Origin of the sequence: Achromobacter arsenitoxydans SY8 (genome assembly GCF_000236785.1) — a bacterium.
GTDB lineage: Bacteria > Pseudomonadota > Gammaproteobacteria > Burkholderiales > Burkholderiaceae_B > Achromobacter > Achromobacter arsenitoxydans.
In genome coordinates, this window is the sequence record NZ_AGUF01000047.1 from 1 (window position 1) to 15,316 (window position 15,316).

The 15,316-nt window shown below is 66.3% G+C and carries 14 protein-coding genes; 5 read left to right on the top strand and 9 right to left on the bottom strand.

Annotated elements, in window-relative coordinates:
- A partial coding sequence (gene pbpG, locus KYC_RS12795) for a D-alanyl-D-alanine endopeptidase (protein ID WP_008162770.1) occupies positions 1 to 733 on the top strand: 733 nt, incomplete at its 5' end.
- Positions 734 to 812: 79 nt separating this feature from the next.
- Here the strand turns inward: pbpG and KYC_RS12800 are convergent.
- Entirely contained in the window at positions 813 to 1,199 is a 387-nt protein-coding gene (locus tag KYC_RS12800) for a ribbon-helix-helix domain-containing protein (protein WP_008162772.1), read from the bottom strand.
- 258 nt (positions 1,200 to 1,457) lie between these two features.
- Here KYC_RS12800 and adhP point away from each other — a divergent pair, with 258 nt between their 5' ends.
- Complete coding sequence (adhP, locus tag KYC_RS12805; protein ID WP_008162773.1) at positions 1,458 to 2,483, top strand: alcohol dehydrogenase AdhP; 1,026 nt, start codon at positions 1,458 to 1,460, stop codon at positions 2,481 to 2,483.
- Between the two features lie 75 nt (positions 2,484 to 2,558).
- Here the strand turns inward: adhP and KYC_RS12810 are convergent, their stop codons facing one another.
- The 4 genes from KYC_RS12810 to KYC_RS12825 all read right to left on the bottom strand — a co-directional run bounded on the left by KYC_RS12810 (position 2,559) and on the right by KYC_RS12825 (position 5,707).
- Entirely contained in the window at positions 2,559 to 3,137 is a 579-nt protein-coding gene (locus KYC_RS12810; protein WP_008162775.1) for a DJ-1/PfpI family protein, read from the bottom strand.
- A 125-nt stretch (positions 3,138 to 3,262) separates the two neighbouring features.
- Positions 3,263 to 3,751, bottom strand: coding sequence for a Cys-tRNA(Pro) deacylase (ybaK, locus tag KYC_RS12815; RefSeq protein WP_008162777.1), 489 nt, complete (start codon positions 3,749 to 3,751; stop codon positions 3,263 to 3,265).
- 39 nt (positions 3,752 to 3,790) lie between these two features.
- Positions 3,791 to 4,771, bottom strand: a complete 981-nt coding sequence (gene xerD, locus KYC_RS12820; RefSeq protein WP_008162779.1) for a site-specific tyrosine recombinase XerD — start codon at positions 4,769 to 4,771, stop codon at positions 3,791 to 3,793.
- Between the two features lie 9 nt (positions 4,772 to 4,780).
- Positions 4,781 to 5,707: a LysR substrate-binding domain-containing protein gene (locus KYC_RS12825; protein WP_008162781.1), complete on the bottom strand. Its 927-nt coding sequence runs from the start codon at positions 5,705 to 5,707 to the stop codon at positions 4,781 to 4,783.
- Between the two features lie 167 nt (positions 5,708 to 5,874).
- Between KYC_RS12825 and KYC_RS12830 the strand changes: the two genes are divergently transcribed.
- The 3 genes from KYC_RS12830 (at position 5,875) to KYC_RS12840 (ending at position 10,095) form a co-directional block, all read left to right on the top strand.
- Complete coding sequence (locus KYC_RS12830; RefSeq protein ID WP_008162783.1) at positions 5,875 to 7,557, top strand: thiamine pyrophosphate-binding protein; 1,683 nt, start codon at positions 5,875 to 5,877, stop codon at positions 7,555 to 7,557.
- Between the two features lie 131 nt (positions 7,558 to 7,688).
- The gene (locus tag KYC_RS12835) at positions 7,689 to 8,882 is read left to right on the top strand and encodes an acyl-CoA dehydrogenase (RefSeq protein WP_008162784.1); all 1,194 of its coding nucleotides are present in this window, start codon (positions 7,689 to 7,691) and stop codon (positions 8,880 to 8,882) included.
- A gap of 226 nt (positions 8,883 to 9,108) precedes the next feature.
- Positions 9,109 to 10,095, top strand: coding sequence for a TRAP transporter substrate-binding protein (locus KYC_RS12840; protein ID WP_008162786.1), 987 nt, complete (start codon positions 9,109 to 9,111; stop codon positions 10,093 to 10,095).
- Between the two features lie 20 nt (positions 10,096 to 10,115).
- Here KYC_RS12840 and KYC_RS12845 read toward each other — a convergent pair whose 3' ends face one another.
- The 4 genes from KYC_RS12845 to boxC all read right to left on the bottom strand — a co-directional run bounded on the left by KYC_RS12845 (position 10,116) and on the right by boxC (position 15,129).
- Entirely contained in the window at positions 10,116 to 10,559 is a 444-nt protein-coding gene (locus tag KYC_RS12845) for a MaoC family dehydratase (RefSeq protein ID WP_008162788.1), read from the bottom strand.
- 68 nt (positions 10,560 to 10,627) lie between these two features.
- Complete coding sequence (boxA, locus tag KYC_RS12850) at positions 10,628 to 11,875, bottom strand: benzoyl-CoA 2,3-epoxidase subunit BoxA (RefSeq protein ID WP_043518316.1); 1,248 nt, start codon at positions 11,873 to 11,875, stop codon at positions 10,628 to 10,630.
- A 52-nt stretch (positions 11,876 to 11,927) separates the two neighbouring features.
- A complete protein-coding gene (gene boxB, locus KYC_RS12855) occupies positions 11,928 to 13,355 on the bottom strand; it encodes a benzoyl-CoA 2,3-epoxidase subunit BoxB (RefSeq protein WP_008162792.1) in 1,428 nt (475 codons plus the stop codon).
- Between the two features lie 115 nt (positions 13,356 to 13,470).
- Positions 13,471 to 15,129 carry a 2,3-epoxybenzoyl-CoA dihydrolase gene (gene boxC, locus KYC_RS12860; RefSeq protein ID WP_008162794.1) on the bottom strand — a complete coding sequence of 553 codons (1,659 nt, stop codon included), beginning with the start codon at positions 15,127 to 15,129 and terminating at the stop codon, positions 13,471 to 13,473.
- Positions 15,130 to 15,316 lie beyond the last annotated feature (187 nt).

A 15,316-nucleotide genomic window follows, 5' to 3' on the forward strand; every position in this document is an offset into this window, starting at 1 on the left:
GCAAGACCTGGAAACGTCCACCGTCATCTTCGCCAAGAACGAAAACGTCGTGCGTCCCATCGCTTCCATTTCGAAGTTGATGACCGCCGTCGTGGTCGTGGACGCCAACCTGCCCATGGATGAAATGCTGGAGATCACCGACGAAGACGTCGACGAACTCAAGCACACCACTTCGCGGCTGCGCGTGGGCACCAAGCTGTCGCGCGGCGACATGCTGCACCTGGCGCTGATGTCTTCCGAGAACCGCGCCGCCAATGCGCTGGGCCGCCACTATCCGGGCGGCCTGCCCGCTTTTGTGGCCGCCATGAACGCCAAGGCGCAGTCGCTGGGCATGACCAGCACGCGCTTCATCGAACCCACCGGCCTGTCCAGCAACAACGTGTCGTCGCCGCACGACCTGGCGCGCCTGTTGCGCGCGGCGTCGCAGCGTCCGCTGATTCACCGCTACTCCACCGACACGGAGTACGAGGTCGAGATCAACAACCGCACGCAGACCTTCCGCAACACCAACCTGCTGGTGCGCAAGCCTGACTGGGACATCAAGGTGTCCAAGACCGGCTACATCAATGAAGCGGGCGAGTGCCTGGTAATGCTGGCGCGCATCAATGGCCGCGACCTGGCCATCGTGCTGCTCGATTCGCAGGGCAAGCTCTCGCGCATCGGCGACGCCGTGCGCATCCGCCGCATCGTGCAGAGCGAAGTGGCGCTGGCGTCGATCCAGTCCGGCGGCTGATGCCGGCTTGAACGCGGCGCGCCGCAAGCAAAAGGCCCGATAAACAACATCGGGCCTTTCGCATTTGGGTTGCGGGAATCTAGGCGGCCCGGCGCTTGGGGACCAGCGGCTGCGCGTCGCATAGCGAAGGCGGCAACCCTTCCAGCACGGCCCGCGCATCCAGCGAGCCGATGGGCACGCTGGCATCCACCGGAATCCGGCCTTCGGCCTGCAGCAGCTGATACCGCAGGCAGCACACGCGCAGGAAGGACGTGAAATTTGCGGCCTCGCCGCGGTACTCGACCAGTTCGTCGTACAGACGTTCTATCAGTTGCGTGACGCGCATGCCGTCGCGCGCGGCCAGCTCTTCCAAGACCTGCCAGAACAAGTGCTCAAGCCGCAGGCTGGTCGCCACGCCATGCAGGCGCAGGGAGCGGGTTTCGGAGGCATACGATTGTTCGCTGGCTCGGATGAAGATTTCACACATGGGAGCTCCTGGGATGCCGGGCAACGCGCCCACTGCGGCGGACGCGCCTGCGCCCCAATTTACGACGTTTGCCGCGCCGGCGGCAACCGAGCCAACCCGCAGGCCGCTCGCTTTGCGTCCCCGGCTAAGCGACTGCCCCTTCCTTCTGCAACCACGCGTTACCCGTCATTGCTGCGCCCGCCCAAGTTGATATAAATCATGGTCTTGGACGCCCGTGCGTTCGAGCATAGTGAAACTGATCAGACTTCGGAGGTAGTGATGGACAAGACCATGAAGGCCGCAGTTGCACGAGCATTCGGCAAACCCCTGGTAATCGAAGAAGTCGCAGTGCCGCGCCCGGGCCCGGGCGAACTGCTGGTGAAGATCGAAGCCTGCGGCGTGTGCCACACGGACCTGCATGCCGTCGAAGGCGACTGGCCCGTCAAGCCCAATCCCCCATTCATCCCCGGCCACGAAGGCGTGGGCCATGTCGTCGCGGTGGGCGCAGGCGTCACCCATGTCAAAGAAGGCGACCGCGTGGGCATCCCCTGGCTGTATTCGGCCTGCGGACATTGCGAACACTGCCTGGGCGGATGGGAAACCCTGTGTGAACAGCAGCAGAACGCGGGCTACTCGGTCAACGGCGGCTTTGCCGAATACGCGCTGGCCGCGGCCGATTATGTCGGCCTGCTGCCCAAGAACGTCGGCTTCGTCGATATCGCTCCCGTGCTGTGCGCGGGCGTCACCGTATACAAGGGCCTGAAGATGACGGACACCCGGCCGGGCAACTGGGTGGTCATTTCGGGCATCGGCGGTCTGGGGCACATGGCGGTGCAATACGCCAAGGCCATGGGCCTGAACGTGGCCGCCGTGGACATCGACGATGCCAAGCTCGACTTTGCGCGCCGCCTGGGCGCGGAAGTCACGGTCAACGCCAAGACCACGGATCCCGCCGCCTACCTGAAGCGCGAGATCGGCGGCGCGCACGGCGCGCTGATCACCGCGGTATCGCCCAAGGCCTTCGAACAGGCGCTGGGCATGGTGCGCCGCGGCGGAACGATCTCCCTGAACGGGCTGCCGCCCGGGGACTTCCCCCTGTCGATTTTCGACATGGTGCTGAACGGCGTGACCGTGCGAGGCTCCATTGTCGGATCCCGCCTGGATCTGCAGGAGTCCCTGCAGTTCGCCGAGGAAGGCAAGGTCCACGCCACGGTCGCCACGGAAAGCCTGGAGAACATCAACGACGTCTTCGACCGCATGAAGAAGGGCCAGATCGAAGGCCGCATCGTGCTCGACTTCGCCTGACGCCAGGTATCGCGAATAGCAACGCCCGGGACGGCCATGCCGCCCCGGGCGTTCATCTTTGACAGGCGCCGCGCGTCAGTGCGTGATCTTCGTGCCCAGCACCGCCAGGAACTGCGCCATCCAGGCCGGATGGGCAGGCCAGGCCGGCGCCGACACCAGGTTGCCGTCGGTATAGGCTTGGTCAACGCCGATCTCGGCATAGGTGCCGCCCGCCAGACGGACTTCCGGGGCGCACGCCGGGTACGCCGAGCACGTGCGGCCTTTCAGCACGCCCGCCGCGGCCAGCAGTTGCGCGCCGTGGCATACCGCCGCGATGGGCTTGTTCGCCTTGTCGAAGGCGCGCACGATATCCAGCACTTTTTCGTTCAGGCGCAGATACTCGGGCGCGCGGCCGCCCGGGATCACCAGCCCATCGTAGGACGAAGGTTCGACGCGGTCGAAGTCGTAGTTCAGCGTGAAGTTGTGGCCGCGCTTTTCGGTGTAGGTCTGCGCGCCTTCGAAATCATGGATGGAGGTGGCCACCGTGTCGCCGGCCTTCTTGTCCGGGCAGACCGCGTGCACCGTGTGCCCCACCGTCAGCAGCGTCTGGAACGGCACCATGGTCTCGTAGTCTTCGGCATAGTCGCCGACCAGCATCAACAGTCGTTTGCTCATGATTGTCTCCTTGGGATGAGGGTGGCGTCCGGTTGCGCGCCCGACGTCCGGGCTCCGGCTCTTGATGTTCTCGCCCCCATTTTGCCCGCGCGGATTTCAGGCCGGGTGGTAGCGGGATACCACCTTCACTCCAGCGCCACGGCCACCGGCCGCGCGCCCAGCAGATCCACCAGCACCTTGGGGGCAATGCCCACCAGATAGCCGCGCCGCCCGCCGTTGATGTAGACCACCGGATACTCCAGCACCTCGGCTTCCACCCACACGGGCATCTTCTTGCGGGTGCCGAATGGAGACGTGCCGCCCACCTGGTAGCCGGAATGGCGCTGCGCGACTTCGGGCTTGCAGGGTTCGACCCTTTTCAGCCCGGCCTGGCGCGCCAGGTTCTTGGTGGAGACCTCGCGGTCGCCGTGCATGACGACGATCAGCGGCTTGGCCGATTCGTCTTCCATCACCAGCGTCTTCACGACCGCGTGCGGGTCCAGGCCAAGCTGGCGCGCGGCCTCGCCGGCGCCGCCGTGGTCGACGTAGTCGTAGGTGTGCTCGGTGTAGGCCACCTTGTTCTGTTTGAGGAACTGGGTGGCGGGCGTTTCGGATACGTGGCGGGCTTTGCTCATGAGGAATGCCGGGTTCGAAAGAAAATGGGATGACGGCGGCTAAGCGCGCGGGTGATGCGCCGCGTGCAGCGCCTTCAGGCGCTCTCGGGCCACATGCGTATAGATCTGCGTGGTGGAAATGTCCGCGTGGCCCAGCAGCATCTGCACCACGCGCAGGTCGGCGCCATGGTTCAAGAGGTGCGTCGCGAAGGCGTGCCGCAGCACGTGGGGCGACAGGGGCGCGTGCACGTCGGCCAGCAGGGCGTACTTCTTGACCAGTTGCCAGAACGCCTGCCGCGACATCGCCTCGGCGCGGCTGGTGATGAACAGCGCATCGCTAACACGCCCCGCCGCCAGTTCGGGGCGGGCGGTGGCCAGGTACTGCCCGATCCAGTGCGCGGCTTCGGCGCCCAGCGGCACGAGGCGGTCCTTGCCCCCCTTGCCCTGCACCACCCGCACCACGCCTTCGTTCAGGCTCACGTCCAGCGCGCGCACGCCAACCAGTTCCGACACGCGCAAGCCCGTGGCGTACAGCGTTTCCAGCATGGCGCGGTCGCGCAGGCCGCGCGGCTCGCCAAGATCGGGCGCGCGCAGCAAGGCGTCCACCTGCTGTTCGGACAGGGTCTTGGGCATGCGCGGCGGCTGCTTGGCGGCCACCAGCGTCAGGCAGGGGTCATGACCGGAGCGGTGTTCGCGCAGGGCCCAGGCGTAGAAGCGGCGCAGCGCGGCCAGGCGGCGGTTGGCGGTGGTGGCGCGCGTTTCCTCGTGGCGGAACGCGAACCAGGCCTCGATGTCGGCCTTCTGCGCCTCGCACAGGGGCTTGGCCGGGCCGGCGTCGGGCACGCGGCCCGCGGCCTCGCCGTGGCGGTCGGCCATTTCCCGGGCGTAGGCCTCGGGGTCCTCCAGCCAGCGCGCAAATCCGGTGAGGTCGCGCCGGTAGGCGGCCAGGGTGTTGGCGGACAGTCCGTCCTCGAGCCAGACGGCGTCGATGAAAGCGTCGATATCGGCCTGGGAGGCCAGCGGCTGGCGGGTGTTGGACATGACGGGATTCTACGGCTGGGCGCGGCCGGCAAGGCGTTCGCCCACGCCGGCGGCGGCCGACTTGAGCCAGGTTTCGAACAATTTGAGCGCCTCGGAACGGTCGCTGCGTTGGGGATAGCCGAAGTAATAGCCCTGGCTGACCGCCAGCGATTGCGGCACCGGCATGGCCAGCGAGCCCTGGTCCAGCGCGGGCTGCGCCAGGAAACGCGGCATCAGCCCGACGCCCAGGCCAGCTTGCACGGCCGCCATCACCATGGTGAAAAGCTCGTACCGCGGACCGCCCGCCGCCTGCGGGCCGTACAGATAGTTATTGGCGGCGTACCACTGACGCCAGGCATCGGGCCGCGAGGCCAGATGCAGATGGGTCATGCCGGACAGCGCGCTGGCGCCCTGCTCCGCGGCGCGGGCCGCCAGCTCGGGCGCGCAGACGGGAACCAGCTCGCGTTCGGGGAACAGCAGCCCGCCCTGGGTGCCGGGCCACAACCCGTCCCCGTGGTAGAGCGCGCCATCGAAGGGCTGGTCCTTGAACTGGAAAGGCAAGGTGCGCACGGACAGGCTGACGGTGATGTCGCCATGCTCGCGCTGGAAGTCCGCCAGGCGCGGAATCAGCCAGGTGGTGGCCAGCGTGGGCACCACGGCGATGTGGATGCTGCGGCCCATGCCGGTGCGGCTGACCAGGCCGAACGTGTCTTTTTCGATCTGGTCCAGATGGTGGCGGATGCGGCCGGCGTATTCCGCCCCATGGTCGGTCAGCACGATGCGCCTGCGCACCCGCGTGAAGAGCTGCACGCCCAGGCGCGCCTCCAGGCTGGCGACCTGCCGGTAGACCGCGCTATGGGTCAGGGACAATTCCTCGGCCGCGCGCGAAAAGCTGCCCAGGCGGGCAGATGCCTCGAAGGCCTGCAGGGCGCTCAGATTGGGGATGCCGTTTCTCATGGAGCGGATGACGCCAGGAGCCGGCCCGGGGCCGGTGCGCTGCATGCTGCGGCGCACCAGGCGCGACGTGCCGGCGGATCAATAGATTGTGCAATTTTATCAATTGCGTTGTGCGCTCAGGGAACATATGCTCGGGAATCCTACCCTAGGCTAATCACGACACCACCATGCCTCAGCAAGATTCCCGCCTTGGCGGTCACATCCTGGTCGACCAGCTGGTCGCCCAGGGCGTCAAACATGTGTTCTGCGTTCCCGGCGAAAGCTATCTGGCGGTGCTGGACGGCCTGCACGACGCCGATATCAAGGTCACCGTGTGCCGCCAGGAAGGCGGCGCGGCCATGATGGCCGACGCCCACGGCAAGCTCACCGGCGAGCCCGGCATCTGCATGGTCACCCGCGGCCCCGGCGCCTCGAACGCGCTGGCCGGCGTGCACATCTCCAAGCAGGACTCCACGCCGATGATCCTGTTCGTCGGCCAGATCGAACGCGGCATGCGCGAACGCGAAGCCTTCCAGGAAATGGACTACCGCGCCGTGTTCGGCACCCAGGCCAAGTGGGTCACCGAAATCGACCAGGTCGAACGCATTCCCGAACTGATTTCCCGCGCCTTCCACATTGCCACCTCCGGCCGTCCCGGCCCGGTCGTGATCGCGCTGCCCGAAGACATGCTGGTCGAAGCCGCCAAAGTGGCCGACGCCCCGCGCTACGAAGTGATCGAATCCGCCCCCACGGCCGGCCAGCTCGCCGACCTGGAAAAGCTGCTGGCCGATGCCAAGAACCCGGTCGCCATCCTGGGCGGCGCACGCTGGGACGCCCGCGCCGTGCAGCAGTTCGCCGATTTCGCGCAGCGCCACGCGCTGCCGACCGCCGTGTCGTTCCGCCGCCAGATGCTGTTCCCGGCCGATCACCCCTGCTTCATCGGCGACGTGGGCCTGGGCATCAATCCCGCCCTGCTCAAGCGCGTGGCCGACGCCGACCTGATCCTGCTGGTCGGCGGCCGCATGTCTGAAAACCCCAGCCAGGCCTACACGCTGCTGGACATTCCGGTGCCCAGGCAGAAGCTGGTGCACGTGCATCCCGACTCCGCCGAACTGGGCCGCGTCTACCGCCCCACCCTCGCCATCAACACGTCGCCCGCCGCGTTCGCCGAATCGCTGGCCGGCCTGAAGGCGCCCGCCAAGCCGGTATGGGCCGAGGGCACGCAGGCGATGCGCGAGTCCTACCTGAAGTGGAGCGACCCCGAAGCCATCACCACCCCGGGCGCGCTGCAACTGGGCCAGGTCATGGCCTATCTGGAAAAGACGCTGCCCGCCGACGCCATCATGACCAACGGCGCGGGCAATTACGCCACCTGGCTGCACCGCTTCCACCGTTTCACCCGCTACGGCACGCAGCTGGCGCCCACTTCGGGCTCCATGGGCTATGGCCTGCCCGCGGCCGTGGGCGCCAAGCGCGTCTGGCCGGACAAGACCGTCGTCTGCTTCGCGGGCGACGGCTGCTTCCTGATGCACGGCCAGGAATTCGCCACGGCGGTGCAGTATGACCTGCCCATCATCGTGGTGCTGGTGGACAACGGCATGTACGGCACGATCCGCATGCACCAGGAAAAGCACTACCCGGGCCGCATTTCCGCGACCCAGCTCAAGAACCCGGACTTCGCCGACTACGCGCGCGCCTTTGGCGGCCACGGCGAACGCGTCGAGACCACCGAACAATTCGGTCCGGCCTTCGAACGGGCGCTGGCCAGCGGCAAGCCGGCGATCCTGCACTGCTTCATCGACCCGGAAACCATCAGCCCGTCCACGACCCTGGAAAAGATTCGCGACGCGGCGCTGAAGGCCCAGCACTGATCCCTGAACCGGCGTCAAGGCCGGCGGCGCGCTGAAGCGCACCGCCGTGCAAACCCCAACTTGCCGCCCGAATTATTTTAAGTTTAAACTTTCTAGATTCCGATCTCGGAAATCCATAGCGGAGACCCAGCATGTCCTCGAACCCCTCTTTCCACTGGCAAGACCCCCTGTTGCTGGACCAGCAACTGACTGAAGAAGAACGCATGGTGCGCGACGCCGCCTATGCCTACTCGCAGGACAAGCTGGCTCCGCGCGTGCTCAACGCCTTCCGCAACGAGAAGACCGATCCGGAAATCTTCTCCGAAATGGGCGAACTCGGCCTGCTGGGCGCCACCATCCCCGTCGAATACGGCGGCGCCGGCCTGAACTACGTCAGCTACGGCCTGATCGCCCGTGAAGTCGAACGCGTCGACTCCGGCTACCGCTCGATGATGAGCGTGCAGTCGTCGCTGGTGATGGTGCCGATCAACGAATTCGGCAGCGAAGAACAAAAGAAGAAGTACCTGCCCAAGCTGGCGCGCGGCGAATGGGTCGGCTGCTTCGGCCTGACCGAACCCAACCACGGCTCCGACCCCGGCGGCATGGAAACCCGCGCCGTCAAGACGGCCGACGGCTACAAGCTGACGGGCAACAAGATGTGGATCACCAACTCGCCCATCGCGGACGTGTTCGTGGTGTGGGCCAAGTGCGTCGGCGGCGACTTCGACGGCAAGATCCGCGGCTTCATCCTTGAAAAGGGCATGAAGGGACTGTCGGCTCCCGCCATCCACGGCAAGGTCGGCCTGCGCGCGTCGATCACCGGTGAAATCGTCATGGACGAAGTGGAAGTGTCCGCCGACCAGATGATGCCCGGCGTGTCCGGCCTGAAGGGTCCGTTCACCTGCCTGAATTCCGCCCGCTACGGCATCGCCTGGGGCGCCGTCGGCGCCGCCGAAGCCTGCTGGCACACCGCCCGCCAGTACACGCTGGACCGCAAGCAGTTCGGCCGCCCGCTGGCCGCCAACCAGCTCATCCAGAAGAAGCTGGCCGACATGCAGACCGAAATCACGCTGGCACTGCAAGGCTGCCTGCGCCTGGGCCGCATGAAGGACGAAGGCACCGCCGCCGTCGAGATCACCTCGATCATGAAGCGCAACTCCTGCGGCAAGGCGCTGGACATCGCTCGCGTGGCCCGCGACATGCTGGGCGGCAACGGCATCTCCGACGAATTCGGCGTGGCCCGCCACCTGGTGAACCTGGAAGTGGTCAACACCTACGAAGGCACCCATGATGTGCACGCCCTGATCCTGGGCCGCGCGCAAACCGGCATCCAGGCGTTCTATTGATCGCTCGCCTGCCGTAGCATCCAAGGCCGCCCGTTGGGCGGCCTTTTTCGTGGCCCGATGACAATGCGCCGTTCGCACGACTCCCGGCCGCATTGCCGAAAGCCCGTATAGGCGTGCGCTTGTACACCCCTTACGCTTTGCGGCATTGGCCTGGCACAGGCCCGGACGTTATCCATGGCGTCCGGCGTGCCCGACCCCGGCTTACCCCACCCACCAGGAGTCGCGCATGCAAGGCATTTCAACCCTGCGCCTGGCGGCAGGCATCGCCATGGCTTTCATCGGCCATGGCGCCTACGCCGTCACCACGCTCACCATGACCACCGAATATCCGGCCACCTCCATGCCCGGCCAGGGCGTGTCCACGTTCGCGGAGCTGGTGCGCGCCAAGTCGGCCGGAAACGTCGTGATCGACACCAGCTTCGACGCCAGCAAGGGCATCAAGTCGGGCGACATGATTGAAGCCGTCGAGACGCGCAAGGTCGATGCGGGCGATGCTTTTGCCGGCGCCCTGGCCACGAAGTACCCGCTGTTCGGCGTATCTTCCCTGCCCTTCCTGGCGGACTCGCTGTCCAAGGCCCGCAGCCTGAACAAGGCCGCGCGCCCCGCCTACGAAAAACTGCTGGCCGCGCATGGCCAGAAGCTGCTGTACACGACGCCCTGGCCGGCCTCGGGCATCTGGTCCAAACAGAAGATCGACGGCGTGGCCGCGCTGAAGGGGCTGAGCATCCGCACCTACGACGCGACCTCGCAGGATGTCATGCAGAAGGCTGGCGCCCGCGCCCAGAACATATCGTTCGCGGACGCCATGCCCCGCATCGCCGCCGGCGACGTGAACGCCGTGCTGTCTTCCGGCGATGGGGGAGCGGGCCGCAAGCTGTGGGAGCACCTGCCCCATTTCGCGGAGATCAACTATGCGATGCCGATCTCGGTGGCGACGATGAACCTGAAGGCTTATCAGGCGCTGGATGCGCGCTCGCGCAAGGCCATCGACCAGGCCGCCGCGCAGACCGAGGCCGAGCAGTGGAAACGCATCGAGGGCCGCCTGCAGCAGAACTACGCGAACATGCGCAAGAACGGCGTCGCGATCAACTCGGCCGTACCGCCCGCCGTGCGCAAGGCGCTGAAGGACGCTTCGGCTGACTCCGTCAATGCCTGGAAGACGGCGGCGGGTCCCGAGGCCGCCGGCATCCTGAAGCAGGCCGCCAAGCGGTAGGCGGGAAGCGGCAGACGGGCTTAGTTGTTGCCCGACAAATCGAACAGGCTGGTCGCGTCCATTTCCAGCACGCTTTCGTCGTGCTGGTTAAGGACCGTCCAGGCCCAGGTGATGATGCCCAGGTCCGGGCGCGACGACGAGGTGCGCGCGCCCTGCACGCGCGCTTCCAGGCGCAGGGTGTCGCCTGGCCGCACCGGCGTGCGCCAGCGCACTTCGCCCAGGCCGGGCGAACCAAAGGATTCGGAATCATGCAGGGCGGCGTCGACCGCCATGCGCATGGCCAGCGCGCAAGTGTGCCAGCCGCTGGCGATCAGTCCGCCCCAGCGCCCTTCCGCGGCGCGCTGGGGATCGGTATGGAACCATTGGGGGTCGTACTTCCGGGCGAACTCCAGGATCTCCGCTTCCGTCACGGCGACCGGCCCGGCCTTGATCAGCATGCCGTCCTTGAACTCGGCGAACTTCATGTTTTTTTCCCCGCAGAACGAAACCGGCGCGCCCAGGCGCGCCGATCGTCACGCATGTGTAGTTGGAATCAGTAGGTCTCGAAGTGCAGACGGCCTTCGCGGCGCAGCACATCGTGCAGGATAGACCAATCCTCGCCCGCCTGCATCATCACTTCGCGCAGTGCCTCCAGGACGCCGACCTCCATGCCCTTGAGGCCGCAGACATAGATGCAGGTGTTGCGGTCGGCCAGCAATTCCCGCACCTGGACCGCACGTTCGCGGATCAGGTCCTGGACGTAGCGCTTGGGCTGGCCGGCCTCGCGCGACAGCGCCAGATTGATGTCGATGAAATCGCGCGGCAGCTTCATCAAGGGGCCGAAATAGGGCAGCTCGCGTTCGGTGCGGGCGCCGAAGAACAGCATGAGCTTGCCGATGTCGCCGGAGCCGATGAGGCGCCTGCTGCGTTCGGTCATGGCGCGCATGGGTGCGGAACCCGTGCCCGTGCAGATCATGATGAGATTGGCGCGCGGATGGTTGGGCATCAGGAAGGTGTGGCCGAACGGGCCGATCACCTGCACGGTGTCGTTCCTGGCCAGGTCGCACAGGTAGTTGGAGCAGACGCCGTGTGCGGCCGCGCCGCCGTGGTCCTGCGTGACGCGCTTCACGGTCAGGGACAGGTTGTTGTAGCCCGCCCGTTCGCCATCGCGCGGACTGGCCAGCGAATACTGCCGCGCATGGTGCGGCCGCCCTTGCGCGTCCGTTCCCGGCGGCAGGATGCCGATGGATTGGCCTTCCAGCACCGGGAAAGGCAGTTCGCCGAAGTCCAGCACGATGTGATGGATATCGCTTTCCGTGTCCGCGCCCGTGACGCGGTAGTTGCCCACCACGGTCGCCGTGATGGGCGTCTTGTGCGTGTACAGGTTCACGTAGGGATGCGCCGCCGACCAGGGCGGCACGGCAGCCCCTGCGGCCATGGCCGACGCCGGCGATGCCGCGGCCTGGGACGGCTGCGCGTTGCCGGCTTCGACCGGTTCGGGCGCTTGCTCGACGTCGGCGGGCAGGGATTTTTCGCCCGGCAGTTCTTCCCAGCCCAACTGATCCTGCACCGAGTAGGCCTCGGCGCGCACCACCAGCCGCCAGTTGTCGATAGACCCGGTGGGGCAAGGCGGCACGCACGCCATGCAGCCGTTGCAGATATCGGGATCCACCACGTAGTTGTTGGAGTCGTGCGTGATGGCGTCGACCGGACAGGTCTCTTCGCACGTGTTGCAGCGGATGCAGATCTCGGGATCAATCAAATGCTGCTTCAGGACTTCTGCGGGTAATGGGGCGTTCATCGCCGTCCTCCCAATGCGCGGACGGGGCGCAGGCGCCCCGCCCTTGCCGCCTTCAGTTGAAACGGACGTAGTCGAAGTTGACCGGCTGGCGGTTGACGCCCATGACCGGCGGGGCGATCCAGTTGGCGAACTTGCCGGGTTCGGTCACGCGCCCCATCAGGGATGCGACGAACGCGCGGTCTTCCTGCGTGGGCAGCCATTGGTGCTGATTGGCCTGCCATTGCGAGTCGGACAGGATCTCGCCTTCGGGAGACATGCGGATGCCGGCCAGGGTGCCGATCTGGCGGTTGAAGGCCTTGTGCGGCACCTGCAGGCGGAACGGAATGCCGCTCTTTTCGATGACCTTGTTCCAGCGGCCGATGCCGGCCACGGAATCGCGGATGAAGTCGTCGCGCAGCACTTCGTTCAGGGCGTTGAGCATCGGCACTTCTATTTCGCCCAGCTTGCCGTTGCTGACGTTCAGCACCCGGTAGGTATCGTTCTTGAGCTGGTGGTCGTCGGTGCGCTTGCTCTCTTCGTAGCGGCCCTTCAGGCCCGAGCCGTAGAAGATGGCGGCGTTGGACGACTGGTCCGCGCCGAACAGGTCGATGGTGACGCTGTAGTGGAAGTTCAGATAGCGCTGAATGGTGGGCAGGTCGATCACGCCGGCCGCGCGCACGGTTGCAGGATCGTCGGTCTTGAGCTGGTTCATCACCTCGCAGGTGCGCTGGATGACGCGCGAGATGCCGGATTCGCCCACGAACATGTGGTGCGCCTCTTCGGTCAGCATGAACTTGGTGGTGCGCGCCAGCGGATCGAAGCTGGATTCGGCCAGGGCGCACAGCTGGAACTTGCCGTCGCGGTCGGTGAAGTAGGTGAACATGTAGAACGCCAGCCAGTCCGGCGTCTTTTCGTTGAAGGCGCCCAGGATGCGCGGATTGTCCGAATCGCCTGAGCTGCGCTGCAGCAGCGCGTCGGCTTCCTCGCGGCCGTCGCGGCCGAAGTAGCGGTGCAGCAGGTACACCATGGCCCACAGGTGGCGGCCTTCTTCGACGTTGATCTGGAACAGGTTGCGCAGGTCGTACTGCGACGGCGCGGTCAGGCCCAGATGGCGCTGCTGCTCGATCGACGCGGGTTCGGTGTCGCCCTGCGTGACGATGATGCGGCGCAGGTTGGCGCGGTGCTCGCCGGGCACGTCCTGCCAGACATCGCGGCCCATGTTTTCGCCGAAGTGGATCTTGCGCTGGCCGTCTTGCGGCGCAAGAAAGATGCCCCAGCGGTAGTCCGGCATGCGGACATGGTTGAAGTGGGCCCAGCCGTCGGGCTCGACGCTGACCGCCGTGCGCAGGTAGACGTCGAAGCCATGCGAACCGTCCGGGCCCATGTCCTGCCACCATTGCAGGTAGTTGGGCTGCCAGTGCTCCAGCGCGCGCTGCAAAGTGCGGTCGCCGGACAGGTTGACGTTATTGGGGATCTTGTCGGTGTAGTTGATGCCTGACATTGTCTCTGCTCCTGTTCCTGGGATGGGGCCGCTTGCAGCGCGGCGCATATTCCTGAGGACCGCGGAACGCGCGCAGTGCGCGCGCCGCGGCCTTGATCGTTGGCAAGCTGGCCGTTCAGACCCGGTTCCAGTCGAACGCCGCCTGCTCGCCCTTGCCGTACAGCTTGAGCGCGCCCTTGTCGCCGGCCGCGTTCGGACGGTTGAAGATCCAGTTCTGCCAGGCGGTCAGCCGGCCGAAGATGCGTGTTTCCATGGTTTCCTGGCCGCCGAAGCGCAAGTTGGCTTCCAGCCCGGTCAAGGCGTCGGGCGACAGCGCGCGGCGCTCTTCCAGGGCCATGCGCACCTCGTCTTCCCAGTCGATGCTGTCGGGCGCGTAGGTCACCAGCCCAAGTTCCAGCGCGTCGGCGGCGGACAGGCTGTGGCCGGCCTGCGCGCGCACGGCTTCAAGAGGCTCGGTCTCTTCATAGAAGCGGCGCTGCAGGCGGCTCTGCCCGTTGACCAGCGGGTAGGCGCCGAAGTTGCGCTCTCCCACCACGATGCGCGCCGGCGCGGCGGCGTCCTCGTCGTCGAGCATGTAGCTGCGGTCGGCCGCCAGCGCCAGTTCCAGCAGCGTGCCGACAAAGCACGAACCGGGTTCGATCAGCGCGTACAGGCTGCGGGACGTGACGTCCAGACGCGCCAGCGTGCGGCGGAGCATGCCGGCGGTTTCGCGCACGAACCAGTGGTCCGCGTGCTTCTGCAGCGCGGCGTCGGCCGCCAGCACGGCCTGCGGATCGCCTTCCGTCTTCAGGATCCAGGTGCCGATGTCGAGTTCGTTGGTGCGCATGGACAGGATGGCGTCGTCCAGTTCGCGCGCCATCTGCAGCGGCCACCAGTTCGCGCCGGCGGCAACGATGTCCTTCAGTTCCGACTCGACCGGCCCCTGCGGCGCGCGCACCGTCCAGGTGGCCTGGCGCTTTTCGCGATCCAGGCGGATATCCACGTAGCGGTACGACAGGCCGTCGGCGCTTTCCTGGCGCTGCAGCGGCGTCAGGGCCACGCCGGCTTCGCCGGCCGGGCGGTCGCTGTCCTGCGCCAGCGCCAGCGCGCGGGCGCGCACTACTTCCTCGAAGCGCGCGGGCTTGACCACGTCGTCGACCAGGCGCCAGTCCTTGGCGCGCTGGCCGCGCACGCCTTCGACCAGGGTGCAGAAAATGTCGGCGTGATCGTGGCGCACCCGGCGCTTGTCCGTCACGCGGGTCAGGCCGCCCGTGCCCGGCAGCACGCCCAGCAGGGGGACTTCCGGCAAGGCCACGGCGGAGGACCGGTCGTCGATGAGCAGGATCTCGTCGCAGGCCAGCGCCAGTTCGTAGCCGCCGCCCGCGCAGGCGCCGTTCAGGGCGGCGATGAATTTCAGGCCGCCATGGCGGCTGGAGTCTTCGATGCCATTGCGGGTTTCATTGGTGAACTTGCAGAAGTTCACCTTCCAGGCATGCGTGGACAGCCCCAGCATGAAGATATTGGCGCCGGAACAGAAGATCCGGTCCTTCATGCTGGTAACGACCACGCTGCGCACCTCGGGATGCTCGAAGCGTATGCGCTGCAGGGCGTCGTGCAGTTCGATGTCCACGCCCAGGTCATAGGAATTCAGCTTCAGCTTGTAGCCGGGGCGCAGGCCGCCGTCTTCGGCCACGTCCATGGCCAGGGTGGCGACCGGGCCGTCAAACGCCAGGCGCCAATGCCGGTATTGGGCGGGCTCGGTCCGGAAATCGACCCTGCTGATGGGGCTGCTCATAACTTGTCTCCTTCTACGCCCTGCCGTGACAGGAAAAATACTGCACCACATGAATTATTGTGCAGATTAGTGCAGAAGAAATTGGCCGTCAAGCATGACATGCATAAAAGTGCATCCGACATGCCGAATCCATGCGGCAGGGCTCGCCATGAAAAAGGCCGCCCGGATGGGCGGCCTGATGGACGAG

What these genes read in the sequence shown, in the direction of transcription:
- xerD (WP_008162779.1), bottom strand. Translation starts at nt 4,771, where the DNA reads ATGTCCAACACCCGCCAGCCGCTGGCCTCCCAGGCCGATATCGACGCT.
- KYC_RS12830 (WP_008162783.1), top strand. Translation starts at nt 5,875, where the DNA reads ATGCCTCAGCAAGATTCCCGCCTTGGCGGTCACATCCTGGTCGACCAG.
- ybaK (WP_008162777.1), bottom strand. Translation starts at nt 3,751, where the DNA reads ATGAGCAAAGCCCGCCACGTATCCGAAACGCCCGCCACCCAGTTCCTC.
- KYC_RS12825 (WP_008162781.1), bottom strand. Translation starts at nt 5,707, where the DNA reads ATGAGAAACGGCATCCCCAATCTGAGCGCCCTGCAGGCCTTCGAGGCA.
- boxA (WP_043518316.1), bottom strand. Translation starts at nt 11,875, where the DNA reads ATGAACGCCCCATTACCCGCAGAAGTCCTGAAGCAGCATTTGATTGAT.
- boxB (WP_008162792.1), bottom strand. Translation starts at nt 13,355, where the DNA reads ATGTCAGGCATCAACTACACCGACAAGATCCCCAATAACGTCAACCTG.
- KYC_RS12810 (WP_008162775.1), bottom strand. Translation starts at nt 3,137, where the DNA reads ATGAGCAAACGACTGTTGATGCTGGTCGGCGACTATGCCGAAGACTAC.
- KYC_RS12845 (WP_008162788.1), bottom strand. Translation starts at nt 10,559, where the DNA reads ATGAAGTTCGCCGAGTTCAAGGACGGCATGCTGATCAAGGCCGGGCCG.
- boxC (WP_008162794.1), bottom strand. Translation starts at nt 15,129, where the DNA reads ATGAGCAGCCCCATCAGCAGGGTCGATTTCCGGACCGAGCCCGCCCAA.
- KYC_RS12840 (WP_008162786.1), top strand. Translation starts at nt 9,109, where the DNA reads ATGCAAGGCATTTCAACCCTGCGCCTGGCGGCAGGCATCGCCATGGCT.
- KYC_RS12800 (WP_008162772.1), bottom strand. Translation starts at nt 1,199, where the DNA reads ATGTGTGAAATCTTCATCCGAGCCAGCGAACAATCGTATGCCTCCGAA.
- adhP (WP_008162773.1), top strand. Translation starts at nt 1,458, where the DNA reads ATGGACAAGACCATGAAGGCCGCAGTTGCACGAGCATTCGGCAAACCC.
- KYC_RS12835 (WP_008162784.1), top strand. Translation starts at nt 7,689, where the DNA reads ATGTCCTCGAACCCCTCTTTCCACTGGCAAGACCCCCTGTTGCTGGAC.